Here is an 18,214-nt window from a genome sequence, read left to right on the forward strand (position 1 = left end):
TCCAGGCTAATAAGATGAATTTGCCAAAAAATCCTTCTGAACTCAGTATGGCCTCGATTCAAATGGTATCGACCCCTAGCCTCAGTGAAAACCTTGAGGTTGCGGCAGGCTTGATTAAAGCTGCCGCAGATTGCGGCGCTCAGCTGGCTGTACTGCCTGAATATTTTTGCTTAATGGGCTTGAAAGATACGGATAAAGTAAAGGCGCGAGAAGCTGCCGGATCAGGTCCAATTCAAGAGCGCCTCGCAGCCATGGCACAGGAAAATAATATTTATCTCGTCGCCGGAACCATTCCTCTTGAGGCGAAAGAATCCAATAAAGTTCTCAATACCTCTCTAGTATTTGATCCCCTGGGTCAGCAAATCGCTCGCTACGACAAAATCCATTTGTTTGGCTTTCAAACTGAAACAGAGCGTTACGAAGAATCGGAAACGATTGCAGCAGGCAGCCAACCAGGTCAATTTGCAATCAGGATCAATGAAGTTGACTGGCGTTTTGGCTTAAGCATTTGCTATGACCTACGCTTTCCAGAGCTATACCGCGCCCTTGGACAAGTCGATTGCCACATCATTCCAGCCGCATTTACCTACACAACCGGTAAGGACCATTGGGAGATCCTCTTGCGTGCACGCGCTATTGAAAACCAATGCTACGTACTAGCTTCTGCTCAAGGTGGTGTGCACCTCAATCAACGTCGAACCTGGGGAGAGAGCATGCTCATTGACCCTTGGGGAGAGGTCCTGAGTAATCTGCCCGAGGGGGAGGGATTTATTCAGGGCAAACTGAGCAAAGATAAATTAAAAGAGGTACGCTCTAAGCTACCGGCACTAAAACACCGCAAGCTTTAATACAGAAAGTTCAGCTAAATTAAGATGAGAGCACCAGAAGCATTATTTCCGAGCGATTGGACCAAGCCAAAGAAGCAGGCCGACCTTCTTAAGCTAGCGAAATCGATTTTGTTGGAACCTACTGGCCTCTCCGAGCAGGATTTGCGCCATACCTTTGGCAATATGTTTACGCACCAACTCGATGATGCTGACCTTTACTTCCAGCACACTCGTAGCGAGAGCTGGAGTCTTGAAGAAGGCATCGTGAAATCCGGTAGCTTTAGCATTGATCAAGGCGTGGGAGTGCGCGCAATTTATGGAGATAAAACTGCTTTTGCTTACTCCGATGAAATTAATTTAGAAGCTCTTAACAAAGCAGCTAAATCTACTCGTGTGATTGGGCCCCAAGGCGGTACACGTGCTGTTGCAAGCAAAATCTTTACGCCCGTTTCTAACCAGCTCTACTCAGACTTAAATCCCCTAGACTCACTCGCACCGCAAGAAAAAATTGCGCTTCTTGAAGGGATTGAGCGTCGTGCAAAAGCGCGAGACCCGCGCATCATTCAGGTCATGGCCAGTCTTGCTGGTGAGTTTGATGTGGTGCTCGTGGTTCGGGCTGACGGCTTATTAGCTGCTGACGTACGTCCGCTGGTGCGAGTATCAGTACATGTGATTGCAGAACAAAATGGTCGCCGCGAGTCTGGATCTTCGGGTGGCGGCGCTCGTCATGATTATCACTACTTCAATACAGAACTCATTAATCAATATGTTGACGAAGCTGTGGATGGCGCCCTGATTAATTTAGACTCCCGCCCCGCTCCAGCTGGTCCAATGACAGTAGTCATGGGGCCAGGATGGCCTGGAGTGTTACTACACGAAGCTGTAGGTCATGGCCTCGAGGGTGACTTTAATCGCAAAGGCTCTTCTGCTTTTGCTGGCTGCATTGGACAACGCGTTGCCGCTAAGGGTGTCACTGTAGTAGATGACGGAACACTTTCTGGTCGTCGTGGCTCACTCAATATTGATGATGAAGGTACGCCCACCCAATGCACCACTCTGATTGAAGACGGCATTTTGAAGGGTTACATTCAGGATAGCCTGAATGCCCGACTCATGAATATGCCCCTCACCGGCAACGGAAGACGGGAGAGTTTTGCCTCTTTACCAATGCCTCGGATGACCAATACCTACATGATGGCTGGCAAAGATGATCCCCAAGAAATCGTAGCCAGCATTAAACGTGGTCTTTACGCAGTGAACTTCGGGGGCGGCCAAGTCGATATTACGAGTGGAAAATTCGTATTTTCAGCTTCCGAGGCCTATTGGGTAGAAAACGGCAAAATTCAATATCCCGTTAAAGGCGCAACCATCATCGGTAGCGGCCCCGAATCCCTAAAACAGGTCTCTATGATCGGAAATGACCTGAAATTAGATGGTGGTATCGGGGTTTGCGGCAAAGAAGGTCAGAGCGTCCCCGTAGGCGTTGGACAGCCAACTTTACGTATCGACAGCCTGACTGTCGGAGGAACTGCTTAATACGGCTTAAAATAGCCGTATGAGCCAACAAAACACTAATCCCGCAAACTGGTACGCTGCCGTCGACAAAACGTCAGACACAGATGATCAACGCATTCACAACATTACTGTTCTGCCACCGCCAGAGCATTTGATTCGCTTTTTCCCGATCTCGGGAACGCCGACTGAGGCATTGATTAGCAAAACGCGTAAAAAGATTCGCGACATCATTCATGGAAAAGATGATCGCTTGTTAGTCATTATTGGGCCTTGCTCGATTCACGATCCTAGCGCTGCTGTTGAGTACTGCCAACGACTACTTGCTGAGCGCGATCGTTTTGCAGGCGAACTTGAAATTGTGATGCGTGTCTATTTTGAAAAGCCACGCACGACAGTGGGTTGGAAAGGTTTGATTAATGATCCGTACTTGGACGAGAGCTATCGCATTGAAGAAGGTTTGCGGATTGCACGTCAAGTGCTGATGGAAATCAATCGCCTCGGCATGCCAGCTGGTAGCGAATTCTTAGATGTTATTTCTCCACAATATATTGCCGACCTGATTTCTTGGGGCGCCATCGGAGCACGTACAACCGAAAGCCAAGTTCACCGTGAACTAGCATCAGGTCTTTCTGCGCCAATCGGATTTAAGAATGGTACCGACGGCAACATCAAGATCGCCACTGATGCGATTCAAGCAGCTAGCCGTCCACACCACTTTTTATCTGTGCATAAGAATGGCCAGGTTTCTATTGTGGAGACTAAAGGCAATAAAGACTGTCACGTTATTTTGCGTGGTGGTAAAGAGCCAAACTATGAAGCGCAGTATGTTCAAGCAGCCTGCTCCGAGCTAGCAGCAGCAAAGCTTCCAGCCAGTTTGATGGTTGACTTGTCGCATGCAAACTCCAGCAAAAAACATGAGCGTCAAATTGTGGTGGCAGAAAATATTGCTGAGCAAATTGAATCTGGCTCAAATCAAATTTTTGGAGTGATGATTGAGAGCCACCTGAATGATGGTGCGCAAAAATTCACACCTGGAAAAGATGATCCAAATAAGTTGGAATACGGAAAGAGCATTACCGATGCCTGCATTAACTGGGAAGATTCAGTCAATGTATTGCAACGCTTAGCATTAGCCGTAAAGAATCGTAGAAAAGCGAAGAAATAAGATGTAAGAAAATAAAGCAAAGATGCTTTATTCATTCAAAAAGAGACTATTTATTTAGTCTCTTTTTTTTCATGTTTCCAGAGAACATCTTGGCCGCCTGCCGCACGATTGAGAACACGCGCCAATACAAACAACAAATCGGATAAGCGATTGACGTATTGACGAGGAGCATCGTACAAAGGCTCTTCCCAACCCAAACGCACAATCGAACGCTCGGCACGCCTGCAAACTGTTCGACATACATGGGCCTGAGCGGCAGCACGTGTCCCACCTGGGAGAATAAATTCAGTCAAGGGAGGCAAAGTTGCATTGTATTTTTCTAGCCAAACATCCAGTTGGGCTACATGCTCAGGTTTAAGCAAGGTGTAATTAGGAATGCAAAGCTCGCCACCCAGGTCAAATAAATCATGCTGCACTTGCAAAAATAAAGCTTTTAACTCCTCAGCAAGGCTCTCAGGGATCGATTCAGTCATCAAAACACCGATTTCGGAGTTCAATTCATCTACATCGCCCATGGCGCAAATGCGCAAATGATCCTTTTCTACTCGGCTACCATCACCAAGCCCGGTCATGCCTGCATCACCAGTTCTGGTGGCTATTTTTGAAAGTCGATTTCCCATGAACTAATTATAGGTAAATGGCTAAAATGATTCTTATGAATATGGTGACCCCACCCCCCGAGCTCGCGGCCATTACCGCCCTTCAATCCAAATTGGTATCGGCCTTGCGCCCCATTCTTCCAGAGCATGCTTTGCTTTGGGAGCCTGAGGACACGATTCCCTATGAATGTGATGGTCTAGCAGCCTATCGACGCATGCCCCTAGCAGTAGCCTTACCGGAGACTGAGGAGCAGGTTTCCCAGATCCTAAAGACCTGCTTTGAAATGCAGGTACCGATCGTTCCACGCGGTTCTGGCACTGGCTTATCCGGTGGCGCCATGCCTATTTCTCAAGGCTTAGTGCTCTCACTGGCTAAACTCAAAAAGATTATCAGCATTGATCCCTTTACCAGAACTGCGGTTGTGCAACCCGGTGTTCGCAATTTAGCTATCTCAGAAGCAGTTGCTCATCTTGGCCTGTATTACGCTCCAGACCCCTCTTCACAGATTGCCTGCTCCATTGGTGGCAATGTGAATGAAAACTCTGGCGGGGTGCATTGCCTGAAATATGGGCTCACGCTTCACAACGTATTAAAAGTCCGTGGCATTTTGATGAACGGCGAGATTGTGGAATTTGGCAGTCTTGCTCCAGACTCCCCAGGGCTTGATTTATTAGCAATCGTGATGGGCAGCGAAGGCATGCTTGCAGTAGTGACTGAAGTCACGGTCAAGCTGATTGCTAAGCCAAAATTAGCTCGCGTCATCATGGCCAGTTTTGACGATATTGAAAAAGGTGCAGATGCAGTTGCAGCCATCATCGCTGCCGGCATCATTCCTGCTGGCTTAGAAATGATGGATAAAGCCACTACTCGTGCCGTAGAAGAATTCGTTCATGCAGGGTACGACCTTGAAGCTGAGACCATTCTCCTGTGCGAGTCCGATGGCACGCCTGAAGAGGTTGCAGAAGAAATTGAGCGCATGACCAAGGTGCTTGAACTAGCAGGTGCAAGCGGTATTCAGATTTCTCAAAATGAAGCGGAGCGCCTGAAATTTTGGAGTGGTCGCAAAAATGCCTTCCCTGCAGCTGGACGCTTAGCGCCTGATTACTACTGTATGGATGGAACAATCCCTCGCAGAAATATTGGCACTCTACTCAGACGCATTCAGGTTATGGAAAAGAAATATGGTCTTGCTTGCTTGAATGTATTTCATGCGGGCGACGGCAATATGCATCCACTCATTTTATTTAACGGCGCCGATCAAGATGAGTGGCATCGCGCTGAAGAATTCGGCACTGAAATTTTAGAAGCCTGTGTCGAGCTTGATGGCACGATTACTGGTGAGCATGGCGTTGGAATTGAAAAGATTAATTCCATGTGCGTTCAATTTGGTGAAGGTGAACGTGAATCTTTCTGGGGTGTTAAAGCCGCATTTGACTCTGAACGATTATTAAATCCTGATAAGGCTATCCCCACATTAAATCGCTGCGCTGAATATGGTCGTATGCGCATTAGTGGTGGTAACTTGCCGCATCCTGAGTTGGAGCGCTTCTAATGTCCACATCCAACAATATGGCTATTGATTTATTTCGCGAACAAATTCTGGCAGCAGCCAAAAATAAAACACCCTTATCCATTGAAGGTGGTGGAACAAAGTCTTGGTATGGCAATACCAATTCCTATGCCAAGTTAGATACGCGCTCCTACTCTGGCATCTTGGAATACCAGCCTGAAGAGTTGGTGATTACCGCTTGTGCTGGTACGCCATTAAAAGAAATTGAAGCAGCACTAGCTGAGAAAAATCAAGTGCTGGCTTTTGAGCCTCCCCATTTTGGTGATAACGCAACTTTTGGTGGCGCCATAGCTGCGGGCTTAGCAGGACCTGGTCGTATTAGCACTGGTAACTTACGTGACTTTGTTCTTGGTGCACGCATCATGGATGGCAAAGGCCAAGACTTATCTTTTGGCGGCAAGGTGATGAAAAATGTGGCGGGATATGACGTTTCGCGTTTGATGCCAGGATCTTTGGGAACCCTCTCACTATTACTCGAGGCCTCTGTAAAAGTGCTGCCAAAGCCAGCAGCAACAGCTACCCTACGCTGCCAGCTCAGCCAAGAAAAAACTTTGCGCCTCTTAAATGAATGGGCTGGGCAACCCTTACCACTCTCAGCTAGTTGCTGGATTGGAAGCCCAACCGGTGGTGATGGTGAGCTAACTATTCGTCTCGCTGGCGCCGCTGCCGCTGTTAAGGCCGCGATTCCATTGATGAATGCAGCTATCGATGCTGTTGAAGTAGATCCGGTAGTTGCACAAAATTTTTGGACCGACTTACGTGAACAGCGCTTAGCTGTTTTCACAAGCCTAAATAGCACCGACACACTCTATCGCTTAGCTCTGCCAGCCGCATGTGGCCCACTAGCAATTGAAAATGCTGTTGGTGATATTGCTTTGGAATGGCATGGACAGCAACGCTGGGTTAAAGCGCCTGGCGATGATGCGACTTTTGCATCCATCAAAGCATTAGCCAATGCTAATGGTGGACATGCAACACGCTTTAAGCAAGGAAGCAGTGTTGACTCAAGCAAGCAACGCTTTACCCTTCTGAGTGAGCAAGCGCACTCAACTGCTTTAGAGGCAGTACAAGCACGCCTAAGAGCCGCCTTTGATCCAGCAGGCGTATTTGCTACTTCACGCCTTCCTTAAGTCTTTATATGCAAACTCAATTAGCCCCCCAATTCGCCAATACTCCTGAAGGAATAGAGGCTGCCAGAATTCTTGGAAAATGTGTGCACTGCGGCTTCTGCACTGCTACTTGCCCCACCTATCAAATTCTGGGTGATGAACTCGATGGTCCGCGTGGTCGCATCTACCTCATCAAGCAAATGGCTGAAGGGCAAGCGCCGACTGAAAAAACACGTATGCATTTAGATCGCTGCCTCACTTGCCGCAATTGTGAAAGTACTTGCCCAAGCGGCGTGCAATACGGCAACTTAGTGGATATTGGTCGCAAGTGGGCAGAAGAAAACACTCCTGAGCGTCCTCTTGGTCAGCGCCTCACCCGATGGGCTCTGAAAGAAGGTTTAACTAGTCCTAAGTTATTTAATTCAGCGATGGCGATTGGTCGTTTAGTCCGCCCACTGATGCCGGCTGGTATCCAGCGCAAAATTCCGGAAGCTAAAAATAAAGCGCTCAATACAAATACAGATCCCTATGCAAGGCCACAGACTAGCCACTCTCGCAAGATGCTATTGCTCGAGGGTTGCGTCCAACCAGGCATGCTTCCCAATATTAATTCGGCTACTGCGCGCGTTTTAGATGCACTCAAGATCCAGCTCATTAGCGCGCCTAACGCCACATGTTGTGGCGCATTGCGTTATCACCTAAACGATCAAGCTGGTGGCCTTGATAACGCCAAACAAAATATTGATGCCTGGTGGCCACAAGTTGAACAAGGTGTTGAAGCCATCGTCATGACTGCATCTGGTTGTGGCGTGATGGTCAAAGACTATGGCCATTTATTTGCAAATGATCCGCAATACTCAAGCAAAGCAAAGAAGATTTCTGATCTCACCAAAGATATTTCAGAAATATTGCCGGCGCTTGAGAGTGAGTTGATTTCTCTAGTAGGTAGCAATCCCAAGCCTGGCGTGGTGTATCACCCACCCTGCACACTGCAACATGGTCAACAAATTCGCGGGAAGGTAGAAGGCCTGCTAGCTAGCATTGGTATTGGTGTGCGCTTATGCACTGATAGCCACCTCTGTTGTGGCTCTGCAGGCACCTACTCTGTAACCCAGCCAGAACTCTCAGAGCAGCTGCGCAATAATAAACTGACCCACCTGAATGCCGCTTGCGAAGAGTCTGGTGCGAAAGTCATTGTGTCCGGAAATATTGGTTGCATCACCCATCTTCAGCAAGATGACACCCCAGTACTACATTGGATCGAGATGGTTGATCAACTCATCAGTCAACAAGGTCAGACTAGATAATGAGTCAAGTGACCACCAACCTGATGTTGGTAAGGCGAAGGTTGGAGCTCGCAGCGTTAGCAGCAAAACGTGAGCCGGAAGACATTCAACTACTTGCGGTGAGTAAAACCTTTCCAGCAATAGCGGTTGAAGAGGCCATGCATGCCGGCCAAACTGCCTTTGGTGAGAACTATGTTCAAGAAGGTGTTGAGAAAATTCAACAACTTGCGAAGTTGCGTCCTTGGCTAGAGTGGCATTTCATTGGTCCACTTCAGAGCAATAAAACGCGAGATGTCGCAGAACATTTTGATTGGGTACACAGTATTGACCGCCTCAAAATTGCAGAGCGTCTTTCCGCTCAACGCGGAGAATTTCCTGACCTGGGTGAACTTCAAGTCTGCGTTCAAATCAATGTAAGCGAAGAAGAGTCCAAAAGCGGGATAGCGCTTGAGGAAGTTGAAACACTTTGTGATGCCGTTGCCAAACTTCCCAACCTGGTACTTCGTGGACTGATGGCCATCCCAGCGCCCAGCGATGATGTGAGCCAACAGCGCCAAGCCTTTGCTGCTGTCAGGGAGTGTTTTGTCGGACTTAAAGCAAAGCACAGCAATGATCTTGGGTATGACTTTTTCGATACCCTCTCCATGGGAATGTCGGATGATATGGAAGCTGCAATTGCTGAAGGCAGCACCATGTTACGTATAGGAAGCGCTATTTTTGGGAAGCGCGATAAGATAAAAGTATGAGCACACAACAAACAAACCAAAATGCCCACATCACCTTTATTGGCGGTGGCAATATGGGTCGCGCATTAATTAGCGGATTACTCGCCAACGGTTTTGAAGCCAAGCAACTTTCTGTAGTGGAAGCCAATGCGAGCACGGGCCTGCAATTGCATCAAGATTTTGGCGTGCAGATCATTGGCGCTTTGGATCAAATTGCTTTTGACTTCTCTAAGAACAATGTTGTAGTCATGGCGATTAAGCCTCAGGACTTCAATGTAGTGGCAAAGTCTTTAAGCGCAAAACTAAAACATGCAACAGCACCAGGTCCGTTGATCCTCAGCATTGCTGCTGGCATCCGCCTCAAAGATATGAGTCGCTGGCTTGACCACGCACGTTGCGTTCGCGCTATGCCAAATACCCCCGCCCTCATTGGTAAAGGTATTACAGGTCTATTTGCAGATCCTGGCGTCAGCGCATCTGATCGCGCTCTAGCAGAAACCATTTGCAATGCAGTTGGCCAGGCAGTCTGGGTCAATGAAGAAAAACTCATGGATGCTGTGACTGCGGTTTCCGGAAGCGGGCCAGCCTATGTTTTTGCCTTCTTGGAAGCCATGCAATCGAGTGGTGAAAAGCTTGGGCTTGATGCAGCCACTGCTCGCAAACTAGCTTACGCCACCCTAGAAGGTGCCACACAGCTTGCCCATAACTCTGATGAGCATGCAGGGGTTCTTCGCGAACGGGTCACTTCTAAGGGCGGTACAACTGCTGCTGCACTCGATACACTCAAGCAACTTGATTGGCATGGTGCGCTTGAAAAAGCGATTGATGCTGCAAGTCAACGTGGCAAAGCCATGGGCGATGAACTAGGTAAGACCTAAAAGGATTCCAAAAAATAGGAATCCCCCCAGCCAGTTGTTGTGGCGAAATGCCTTGAAGCAATCCTCACGCTTGCGGGTCGATACCAGTTTCAGGTGATAGATGGCGCAAGTTAAAGCCAAACACCAACCCACCCAGAAATAATTATTGAGATTTGCCAGTTGGGCAACCAAAACTTGGCTCAGAAATAGCACGCCGTAACTCAGCGCAATTGCAAGCACGTCAAAGCGACCAAAAGTAATGGCTGAAGTGCGCAAGCCCAAGCGCAAATCATCATCACGATCAACCATAGCGTAAGCCGTGTCATAAGCAATGGCCCAGAAGATATTGCCGATAAACAGAATCCAAGCCTCAAGAGGAATAAAGCCAAGAACTGCGGCATAGGCCATCGGAATGCCGAAACCAAAGGCGATACCAAGAACGGCTTGTGGAATCGCAAAGAAGCGTTTGGTAAAGGGATAGAGGATCGCAACTGCCAAGGCAAAGAAAGAGAGTTCTTTGGTCAGAGCATTTAGAGGTTGAATGAGTAGGTAGGCTATAAAGGCTAAAGTGGCCGCTACGACTAGCGCCTCTTTTCCAGAAATCTTGCCGCTGGTAATCGGTCGATCCTTAGTTCTCAAGACATAACGATCAAAATCTTGATCCGCATAGTCATTAATGGCACAACCGGCACTACGCATTAAAAATGTACCCAAGCTAAAAATGATGAGTAGATGAAATTCAGGAAAGCCGCCACTCGCGAGCCAAAGTGCCCACAAAGTTGGCCACAATAGTAGTAGCGTGCCGATCGGCTTATCTAGACGGATTAAATAGGCGTAAGCAACAATGCGATTGCGCATTAGATCAATCATCTTTCTTTTTAACAATCATGCTCATGATCGCATTATCAAGCTTTTAGAAATTCGGTACGAGAGCCAAGCCAACGCTCTAAATGTCTTTCTACCAACTCCCCATGCTCTGCTAGCAAACGCTCTGCGGCCATCTGGGCCAACTCAATTAACCAGGCATCCCGCTGTAGATCCACAAACCGCAGCATCGCATCACCAGATTGCTTGGCACCCAATAACTCGCCAGGACCCCGCAATGACAGATCTCTCTCGGCAATGACAAATCCATCTGACGTTTCTCGTAAAGTTTGTAAGCGCTCTTTCGCAGCTAAAGATAGAGGTTCTGCATACATCAAGATGCAAACCGAATCTGCTGAACCCCGTCCTACACGCCCACGCAACTGATGAATTTGCGCATAACCAAAGCGCTCTGCATGCTCTATCACCATGAGAGCTGCATTGGGCACATCAACACCGACTTCAATCACGGTAGTTGCAACTAAAAGCTGGATTTCATTGGCTTTGAAGGCTGCCATCACCGCAGCTTTTTCTTCACTCCTCAAGCGGCCATGCACTAAACCCACTTTGAAATTTGGCAAAGCTTGTGTGAGCTGCTCAAAACTTTCAACCGCAGTTTGCAATTGCAATACCTCTGACTCTTCAATCAAAGGACAAACCCAATAGGCTTGCAGTCCCTTTGCTAGCCAATCATGCAAACCGCTAATCACTTCATCCCTACGTGCAGCCTTCACCACCTTCGTCGCAATCGGTTTTCTACCAGGAGGCAATTCATCAATCACGGAAACGTCTAAGTCAGCGTAATAGGTCATCGCCAAAGTCCGTGGAATCGGAGTGGCCGACATCATTAATTGATGGCAATAGAACAGCTCCGAGCCAACGCGTTGCTGAATCTCTAGACGCTGTCTCACACCAAAACGATGTTGCTCATCAATCACTGCTAAACCCAACTTAGCGAAACTCACCTTATCTTGAATAAGAGCATGTGTGCCGATAATGAGTTGGGCCTCACCACTCTCAATTATGTCTTGGGCAAGTCTTTTCTCTTTAACCTTCAAGCTGCCAGAGAGCCAGGCAATCTTGATGCCTAGAGGTCCAAACCACTCCTGCATTTTGAGGTAGTGTTGCTCCGCCAGAATTTCTGTAGGCGCCATGATGGCAGCTTGATAGCCATGATCCATGGCTCGTGCAGCAGCTAATGCGGCAATCACCGTTTTTCCACTACCCACATCGCCTTGCAATAGGCGATTCATTGGAAAGGTATTGGATAGATCAGCTCCAATCTCTGCCCAGACTCGGGCTTGAGCACCAGTCAACTTAAAGGGCAAAACTTTCAGTAAGCCATCTTCAATACTGGTAGTTTTTTTGCTTACCTTACTTACTGACTGATCCTTTGCAAAACTAGGAGCACGCCTTTCTCTACGAATAGCATGCGCCCGCTTTAAAGAAATCTGCTGGGCGAGCAATTCTTCGAACTGCACCCTGCGCCATGCAGGATGTGTGCGCTCCAGCAGAGATTGGGTATTAGCGTCGGCAGGTGGCTGATGCAAATACGCAATTGCATCTTGCAGTGGCGGCCAATCATTGCTTGGCAAAATTTCTGTCATGAGTTTGGTGGGCAAAAATTCCGCCAAACTTTCTTTCAGGCTAGCATCCCGTAAAGCCTGTAAGACCGCCTTACGAATAATCGTTTGTGAGATACCTGCACTTGCGGGATAGACCGGGGTCAAACTTGCTGGCAATGGCGCATCTGGCGTTACAGCCCGAACTATAGGGTGAACCATTTCAGGGCCTTGATAACCCTCTCGGACCTCGCCTCGTACTCGGACATGGGCGCCAACTGCCATTTGCTTTTGCTGGCTTGGATAGAAATTGAGGAAACGGAGCTGTAGCGAAGCGGTGTCATCTTCAATCGTGACCAAAAGCTGCCTTCTAGGGCGGAACATCACCTGATTTCGAATCACGACACCTTGAGTCTGAATTGAATGAAACCTTCCTAAACCCAAAGCCTCCTCGATAGTGAAAAGCTCAGTCTCGTCCTCGTAACGGGATGGCAGGTGCAAAGCAAGTGCCATAGGGCTGTTTAAACCCATCTTTTCGAGTGCAGTTGGTGGTCGCTTAGTCGTCATCGTTAAAATCCAATACCTGATGGTAATGCTATGCAACTTTCCGACTTCAATTACGACCTCCCGCCCGAACTAATTGCCCAGCATCCCCTGGCCAATAGAACGGATAGTCGCCTCTTAGAACTGAATATAGAGGGGGGTAATGTCGCCCAATTGATCGATCGGAAATTCCCAGACATTCTTAACCTTATCAAACCTGGGGATTTACTCGTCTTTAATGACACCAAGGTAATCCCTGCGCGCCTACATGGCAAAAAGGAGACGGGTGGCAATGTGGAGCTCCTCATTGAACGCATCAGTGGCGATCAACAAGCCTGGGTGCAAATTAGAGCTTCCAAGGTTCCCAAGACCGGGAGCATTGTCCATGTCCACAACAAAGCGGGTGAAACCTTCCCAGTGGAAATGCTTGGCTATGACGGCAGATTCTATGAAGTGCGCTTTCCAGAGAATGTGTTTGATTTGCTTGAGCGATTCGGTGAATTGCCACTGCCACCATACATAGAGCATCAGCCAAATCAGGAAGATGCCAATCGCTATCAAACTGTGGTTGCCAAAAACCCTGGTGCTGTTGCAGCCCCTACGGCAGGATTGCACTTTGATGAAGTTATTTTGAAGAAGCTAAATGAGCTTGGAGTTAATCAAGCTACCGTCACCCTCCATGTAGGCGCAGGTACTTTCACACCAGTTCGCGAAGAAGACCTTAGCAAACACAAAATGCACTATGAGTGGTTTTCGGTTCCAGCAGATACTATTGAAGCAATTAAAACCACTCACAAAACAGGTGGCAGAGTCATTGCTGTCGGGACAACGAGTCTACGAGCCTTAGAGAGTCAGGCTCAAAGCCAACAAGCCAGCGGCGAAACCAATTTATTTATTACCCCAGGCTATACCTTCAAGGCTGTAGATTGTTTGCTTACAAACTTTCATCTACCAAAATCCACTTTACTGATGTTAGTGAGTGCCTTTGCTGGTGTAGACAATATCCGCCATGCCTATCAACATGCCATCCAAAATGAATATCGCTTTTTTAGCTACGGCGATGCGATGTTCTTAAGCCGTACCAACTAAACAAGCACATGACAAAACCCGTTCACTTTAATATTCTCGCGCGCGACTCTGCGAGTCCTGCACGTCTTGGCCAACTTGATCTTCCTCATGGCAGCGTTCAAACGCCGATCTTTATGCCGGTCGGAACATATGGCACGGTGAAGGCCATGACGCCTCGGGATTTAAATGAAGCCAAGGCGCAAATTATTTTAGGCAACACCTTTCATCTGTGGCTAAGACCCGGTTTGGATGTGATTAAGAAGCATGGTGGCTTACACCGCTTCATGGGCTGGGATAAACCCATCCTCACTGACTCAGGCGGCTTTCAGGTCTTTAGCTTGGGAGCTCTACGAAAAATCTCCGAAGAGGGTGTGACCTTTGCATCTCCAATCAATGGCGATAAATTATTTATGTCTCCAGAGGTGTCGATGGAAATTCAGGCGGTACTCAATAGTGACATTGCCATGCAATTTGATGAGTGCACGCCTTATGAAGTCAAAGGACAAGCAACCTCAGAAAAAACTGCGCGTGCTTCACTAGAAATGTCCCTACGTTGGGGTGATCGCTCCTTAAAACGCTTTCGCGAGCTCGAAACAGGCAATGGCCTCTTTGGCATTGTTCAAGGTGGCATGTTCGAGAATTTACGAGAATTCTCCTTGGATGCTGTCAGCCAACAAGGCTTTGATGGCATTGCTATTGGGGGCCTGTCCGTTGGAGAACCGAAACCCGAGTTTGAGCGCATTCTGAATTTCACAGCCCCCAAGCTGCCAGAGCATATGCCTCATTACTTAATGGGGGTTGGGACACCAGAAGACCTCATGCTTGGCGTCAGCCTAGGCATCGATATGTTTGACTGCGTGATGCCAACTCGCAATGCTCGAAATGGCTGGCTTTTTACCCGCTTTGGCGACTTGAAGCTGCGTAATTCAGGCTACAAGGACGATGACCGCCCTGTCGACCCTACTTGCGGCTGCTATACCTGTAAAAACTTCACCAGATCCTACCTAAACCACCTGCAGAAGGCGAATGAAATCCTTGGGTCACAGCTGAATACGATTCACAATCTCTCCTACTACCTCCAGCTCATGGAAGAGGTGAGGGACTCCCTTGCCAAGGATCGATTTAGCGCCTATCGCGAGGAATTCCATCGGAATCGTCAGCGCGGCGTAGAGCCTGGACAGGATTAATAGCCCTAGAGCGTCAATGGGCACCTCCTATTGACCCAAAATCAGCCCTCCAAGCCCCATACAGTTTAGAATTGCGGGTTTACGGCTTTGCTTTAAAAGCCTAAAAACTGAAGCATTTTCCAATCGGTAACTCATGGAGGTTTTGTATGTGGATTAGTAACGCTTTTGCCCAGGCTCCAGCCGCGGGTGCAGATTCTGGTGGCTTGATGAGCTTCCTCCCCCTGATTTTGATGTTTGTAGTTTTGTACTTCATCATGATTCGCCCACAAATGAAGCGTCAAAAAGAAACTAAAGCAATGCTTGAGTCTCTTGCTGTTGGCGATGAAGTAGTGACAGTTGGCGGCATCATCGGCAAAGTGACCGGATTGAAAGACCAAGTAGTGACTGTTGAAATTTCTGCTGGCACTGAAGTGCAAATGCAAAAAGGCGCCATTACAACAGTATTGCCAAAAGGCTCAATGAAGTCTGCTTAATAAGCTTGTTTAAAAGTATCTCGATATGAATCGCTACCCCCTCTGGAAATACATAGTCATCCTATTTGCACTGCTGATTGGAGGACTATATTCATTACCCAATTTCTACGGGGAGGCTCCAGCGGTTCAAGTCTCGTCCGCCAAACCAACCATCAAGGTTGATTTGGCGACACAGTCTCGAGTCGAAAAGATTCTGACGGATGACAACATTAGTAATACTGGCATCTTCTTTGAATCTACAGGCAATGTAGGTTCAATCAAAATTCGCTTCAACAATACCGATATTCAATTGCGCGCACGTGACTTGCTGCAACAGAAATTGAATATTGATCAAAATGATCCCAATTTCACAGTTGCATTAAACCTACTCTCCAATACACCGAGTTGGCTCAATGCGCTTAATGCATTACCGATGCCTCTCGGCCTTGACTTGCGTGGTGGCGTTTACTTCTTGCTGCAAGTGGATATGAAGGGCGCAGTTCAAAAGAAGGTTACTTCTTTGGCAACCGATATTCGTAGTCAGTTGCGTGATAAATCGATTCGTCAACAAGGAATTGAACGCGGCCAGGACAGCATCACGTTAACTTTTGGTAGCACTGAAGATGCTGAAAAAGCACGTTCAGTATTGATGGCTAGCCAGCCTGATCTGATCTGGCAAATTAAGCCTACTGGGCTATCACCTAAACTCGTAGGCGAATTTAAGCCAACTGCCTTAAAAGAAATCCAAGACAACGCAGTGAAGCAAAATATCGTGACGCTCAATAAGCGTGTGAATGAGCTGGCCGTTAAAGAGCCGGTCATTCAACAGCAAGGTGCAGAGCGCATTGTTGTTCAACTGCCAGGCGTACAAGATACTGCTCGCGCAAAAGACATCATTGGTCGCACAGCAACTCTGGAGTCCAGATTGGCTGACCCCATCGTCTCGACTATTGCGATTGGTGAGACCCCTCCCCCAGGAATGGATGTTTTCCGCTTTGGTGAAAACCGCCAAGGCGTGTTCAAAAAATCTGTGATCTTTAGTGGTGATCGCATTACGGATGCAAGCGCAGGCTTCGACCAAAACCAACGTCCTGCAGTGAATATTTCTTTAGATGCTGCCGGCGGTCGCGTAATGCAAGAAGTGACACGTGAAAACATTGGCAAGCCAATGGGCATGATCTTGTTTGAAAAAGGCAAAGGTGAGGTTCTCACAATTGCCACTATTCAAAGTGAGTTTGGCTCCAAGTTTCAGATCACTGGTCAACCAACTACTGAGAGTGCGAATGATTTGGCACTCTTGTTGCGTGCGGGTTCCTTAGCAGCCCCAATGGAAATCATTGAAGAGCGGACGATTGGACCAAGCCTCGGTGCTGAAAATATTGAGAAAGGCTTTAAATCCCTCATCATTGGTTTTACAGCAATCGCTATTTTCATGATTGCCTACTACCTCTTGTTTGGTACTTTCTCAGTTGTGGCACTAGCAGTGAACTTACTGCTCTTAATCTCCGTTTTATCCATGCTGCAAGCTACCTTAACCCTGCCAGGCATTGCTGCGATGGCATTGGCACTGGGTATGGCGATTGACTCCAACGTGTTAATTAACGAGCGTATTCGTGAGGAGCTACGTAATGGTGCAGCTCCGCAAACAGCTATTGCTATTGGCTTTGATAAGGCCTGGGCAACCATCTTGGATTCAAATATCACTACCTTAATTGCTGGTCTAGCATTGCTGACATTTGGCTCCGGCCCAATCAAAGGCTTCGCGGTAGTGCATTGCCTTGGTATTTTGACTTCGATGTTTTCAGCGGTCTTTTTCTCACGTGGCCTGGTTAACCTCTGGTACGGCAGAGGTAAAAAAGTTCAAAAACTCGCTATCGGCCAAGTTTGGCGTCCTCAGGAGAAATAAGTCATGGAATTTTTCCGGATCAAAAAAGACATTCCCTTTATGCGCCACGCATTGGCGCTCAATGCAGTCTCTCTCATCACCTTCTTAGCTGCCGTTTTCTTCCTCTGGCATAACGGTCTTCACCTATCAATTGAATTTACTGGCGGTACGGTAATGGAGGTTACTTATCCACAAACCGCCCCTTTAGATTCAATTAGATCGAATGTGGAAAAGTTAGGTTATTCCGATACCCAGATTCAGAACTTTGGTAGCTCACGTGATGTGATGATTCGCCTGCCACTCCAAAAAGATGCCGAAGGAAAAATGATTTCCTCTGCTGATCAAAGTGCGGCTGTGATGCAAGCGCTTGAGCCAGCAACAACTGGAGCAAAGCTACAGCGCGTGGAGTTCGTAGGCCCCCAAGTAGGTCGTGAACTCGCAATTGATGGATTAATGGCCTTGTTGTTTGTAGTGATTGGCATCGTGGTTTACCTTTCTTTCCGCTTCGAGTGGAAATTTGCTGTTGCCGGCATCATTGCGAACTTACATGACATCGTCATTATTTTAGGCTTCTTTGCTTTCTTCCAATGGGAATTCTCACTCTCCGTTTTGGCCGCAGTACTGGCTGTGCTGGGTTACTCAGTCAATGAGTCAGTGGTGATCTTTGACCGTATTCGCGAAAACTTCCGCAAGTACCGCAAGATGAATACCCGCGAGATTATTGATAACGCCATTACCAGCACCATTAGCCGCACCGTAATTACTCACGGTAGTACTGAGATGATGGTTCTGGCGATGCTGATTTTTGGTGGCCCTACCCTCTTCTACTTTGCCTTAGCATTAACCATCGGTATTTTGTTTGGTATTTACTCTTCTGTATTCGTTGCTGCGGCTTTAGCAATGTGGCTTGGTGTTACTCGTGAAGATTTAGTGAAGGGCGACAAGAAGCCGGATGATGCTGCCCGCAATGATGATCCAAACTTTGGAGCTCAGGTCTGA

Annotated in this window: 16 protein-coding genes; 13 read left to right on the forward strand and 3 right to left on the reverse strand. The window is 47.7% G+C overall.

Going from position 1 to position 18,214, the window contains the following annotated elements; genetic code table 11:
• The first annotated feature begins 14 nt into the window (after positions 1-14).
• The 3 genes from A2X74_RS02155 to A2X74_RS02165 are packed head-to-tail and all read left to right on the forward strand — an operon-like array spanning position 15 to position 3,507.
• A complete protein-coding gene (locus A2X74_RS02155) occupies positions 15-848 on the forward strand; it encodes a carbon-nitrogen hydrolase family protein (protein WP_293628502.1) in 834 nt (277 codons plus the stop codon).
• 24 nt (positions 849-872) lie between these two features.
• Entirely contained in the window at positions 873-2,363 is a 1,491-nt protein-coding gene (gene tldD, locus A2X74_RS02160; protein WP_293628500.1) for a metalloprotease TldD, read from the forward strand.
• 19 nt (positions 2,364-2,382) lie between these two features.
• Complete coding sequence (locus A2X74_RS02165; RefSeq protein ID WP_293628498.1) at positions 2,383-3,507, forward strand: 3-deoxy-7-phosphoheptulonate synthase; 1,125 nt, start codon at positions 2,383-2,385, stop codon at positions 3,505-3,507.
• Positions 3,508-3,557: 50 nt separating this feature from the next.
• Here A2X74_RS02165 and A2X74_RS02170 read toward each other — a convergent pair whose 3' ends face one another.
• On the reverse strand, positions 3,558-4,127 hold the full coding sequence (locus tag A2X74_RS02170; RefSeq protein ID WP_293628496.1) for a cob(I)yrinic acid a,c-diamide adenosyltransferase: 570 nt from the start codon (positions 4,125-4,127) through the stop codon (positions 3,558-3,560).
• 26 nt (positions 4,128-4,153) lie between these two features.
• Here A2X74_RS02170 and A2X74_RS02175 point away from each other — a divergent pair, with 26 nt between their 5' ends.
• The 5 genes from A2X74_RS02175 to proC are packed head-to-tail and all read left to right on the forward strand — an operon-like array spanning position 4,154 to position 9,675.
• A complete protein-coding gene (locus tag A2X74_RS02175; RefSeq protein ID WP_293628585.1) occupies positions 4,154-5,659 on the forward strand; it encodes an FAD-linked oxidase C-terminal domain-containing protein in 1,506 nt (501 codons plus the stop codon).
• Positions 5,659-6,807, forward strand: coding sequence for a glycolate oxidase subunit GlcE (gene glcE, locus A2X74_RS02180; protein ID WP_293628494.1), 1,149 nt, complete (start codon positions 5,659-5,661; stop codon positions 6,805-6,807). Before A2X74_RS02175 ends, glcE begins: the two co-directional genes overlap by 1 nt.
• An 8-nt stretch (positions 6,808-6,815) precedes the next feature.
• A complete protein-coding gene (gene glcF / locus A2X74_RS02185; protein ID WP_293628492.1) occupies positions 6,816-8,093 on the forward strand; it encodes a glycolate oxidase subunit GlcF in 1,278 nt (425 codons plus the stop codon).
• A complete protein-coding gene (locus tag A2X74_RS02190) occupies positions 8,093-8,818 on the forward strand; it encodes a YggS family pyridoxal phosphate-dependent enzyme (protein WP_293628490.1) in 726 nt (241 codons plus the stop codon). The genes glcF and A2X74_RS02190 overlap by 1 nt, the downstream gene beginning before the upstream one ends.
• Positions 8,815-9,675, forward strand: coding sequence for a pyrroline-5-carboxylate reductase (gene proC, locus A2X74_RS02195; RefSeq protein ID WP_293628488.1), 861 nt, complete (start codon positions 8,815-8,817; stop codon positions 9,673-9,675). The genes A2X74_RS02190 and proC overlap by 4 nt, the downstream gene beginning before the upstream one ends.
• Here the strand turns inward: proC and ubiA are convergent.
• Both ubiA and recG read right to left on the reverse strand, forming a co-directional pair.
• Positions 9,661-10,512, reverse strand: coding sequence for a 4-hydroxybenzoate octaprenyltransferase (gene ubiA / locus A2X74_RS02200; RefSeq protein WP_293628486.1), 852 nt, complete (start codon positions 10,510-10,512; stop codon positions 9,661-9,663). The two genes, proC and ubiA, sit on opposite strands and share 15 nt — an antisense overlap.
• A gap of 47 nt (positions 10,513-10,559) precedes the next feature.
• The gene (gene recG, locus A2X74_RS02205) at positions 10,560-12,647 is read right to left on the reverse strand and encodes an ATP-dependent DNA helicase RecG (RefSeq protein WP_293628484.1); all 2,088 of its coding nucleotides are present in this window, start codon (positions 12,645-12,647) and stop codon (positions 10,560-10,562) included.
• A gap of 30 nt (positions 12,648-12,677) precedes the next feature.
• On the opposite strand from recG, the gene queA reads away from it, so the two are divergent.
• The 5 genes from queA (at position 12,678) to secF (ending at position 18,214) form a co-directional block, all read left to right on the forward strand.
• Positions 12,678-13,712 carry a tRNA preQ1(34) S-adenosylmethionine ribosyltransferase-isomerase QueA gene (gene queA, locus A2X74_RS02210; protein WP_293628482.1) on the forward strand — a complete coding sequence of 345 codons (1,035 nt, stop codon included), beginning with the start codon at positions 12,678-12,680 and terminating at the stop codon, positions 13,710-13,712.
• Positions 13,713-13,720: 8 nt separating this feature from the next.
• On the forward strand, positions 13,721-14,878 hold the full coding sequence (gene tgt, locus A2X74_RS02215; RefSeq protein ID WP_293628480.1) for a tRNA guanosine(34) transglycosylase Tgt: 1,158 nt from the start codon (positions 13,721-13,723) through the stop codon (positions 14,876-14,878).
• 146 nt (positions 14,879-15,024) lie between these two features.
• Complete coding sequence (gene yajC, locus A2X74_RS02220) at positions 15,025-15,351, forward strand: preprotein translocase subunit YajC (RefSeq protein WP_293628478.1); 327 nt, start codon at positions 15,025-15,027, stop codon at positions 15,349-15,351.
• Positions 15,352-15,376: 25 nt separating this feature from the next.
• Positions 15,377-17,236: a protein translocase subunit SecD gene (gene secD, locus A2X74_RS02225; RefSeq protein WP_293628476.1), complete on the forward strand. Its 1,860-nt coding sequence runs from the start codon at positions 15,377-15,379 to the stop codon at positions 17,234-17,236.
• A 3-nt stretch (positions 17,237-17,239) separates the two neighbouring features.
• On the forward strand, positions 17,240-18,214 hold the full coding sequence (gene secF / locus A2X74_RS02230) for a protein translocase subunit SecF (protein ID WP_293628474.1): 975 nt from the start codon (positions 17,240-17,242) through the stop codon (positions 18,212-18,214).

The organism is Polynucleobacter sp. GWA2_45_21, from assembly GCF_001830325.1.
In the GTDB taxonomy this organism is placed as follows: Bacteria; Pseudomonadota; Gammaproteobacteria; order Burkholderiales; family Burkholderiaceae; genus Polynucleobacter.

What these genes read in the sequence shown, in the direction of transcription:
- proC (WP_293628488.1), top strand. Translation starts at nt 8,815, where the DNA reads ATGAGCACACAACAAACAAACCAAAATGCCCACATCACCTTTATTGGC.
- A2X74_RS02170 (WP_293628496.1), bottom strand. Translation starts at nt 4,127, where the DNA reads ATGGGAAATCGACTTTCAAAAATAGCCACCAGAACTGGTGATGCAGGC.
- recG (WP_293628484.1), bottom strand. Translation starts at nt 12,647, where the DNA reads ATGACGACTAAGCGACCACCAACTGCACTCGAAAAGATGGGTTTAAAC.
- secD (WP_293628476.1), top strand. Translation starts at nt 15,377, where the DNA reads ATGAATCGCTACCCCCTCTGGAAATACATAGTCATCCTATTTGCACTG.
- glcF (WP_293628492.1), top strand. Translation starts at nt 6,816, where the DNA reads ATGCAAACTCAATTAGCCCCCCAATTCGCCAATACTCCTGAAGGAATA.
- A2X74_RS02190 (WP_293628490.1), top strand. Translation starts at nt 8,093, where the DNA reads ATGAGTCAAGTGACCACCAACCTGATGTTGGTAAGGCGAAGGTTGGAG.
- ubiA (WP_293628486.1), bottom strand. Translation starts at nt 10,512, where the DNA reads ATGCGCAATCGCATTGTTGCTTACGCCTATTTAATCCGTCTAGATAAG.
- yajC (WP_293628478.1), top strand. Translation starts at nt 15,025, where the DNA reads ATGTGGATTAGTAACGCTTTTGCCCAGGCTCCAGCCGCGGGTGCAGAT.
- A2X74_RS02165 (WP_293628498.1), top strand. Translation starts at nt 2,383, where the DNA reads ATGAGCCAACAAAACACTAATCCCGCAAACTGGTACGCTGCCGTCGAC.
- tldD (WP_293628500.1), top strand. Translation starts at nt 873, where the DNA reads ATGAGAGCACCAGAAGCATTATTTCCGAGCGATTGGACCAAGCCAAAG.
- secF (WP_293628474.1), top strand. Translation starts at nt 17,240, where the DNA reads ATGGAATTTTTCCGGATCAAAAAAGACATTCCCTTTATGCGCCACGCA.
- A2X74_RS02155 (WP_293628502.1), top strand. Translation starts at nt 15, where the DNA reads ATGAATTTGCCAAAAAATCCTTCTGAACTCAGTATGGCCTCGATTCAA.
- A2X74_RS02175 (WP_293628585.1), top strand. Translation starts at nt 4,154, where the DNA reads ATGATTCTTATGAATATGGTGACCCCACCCCCCGAGCTCGCGGCCATT.
- queA (WP_293628482.1), top strand. Translation starts at nt 12,678, where the DNA reads ATGCAACTTTCCGACTTCAATTACGACCTCCCGCCCGAACTAATTGCC.
- glcE (WP_293628494.1), top strand. Translation starts at nt 5,659, where the DNA reads ATGTCCACATCCAACAATATGGCTATTGATTTATTTCGCGAACAAATT.
- tgt (WP_293628480.1), top strand. Translation starts at nt 13,721, where the DNA reads ATGACAAAACCCGTTCACTTTAATATTCTCGCGCGCGACTCTGCGAGT.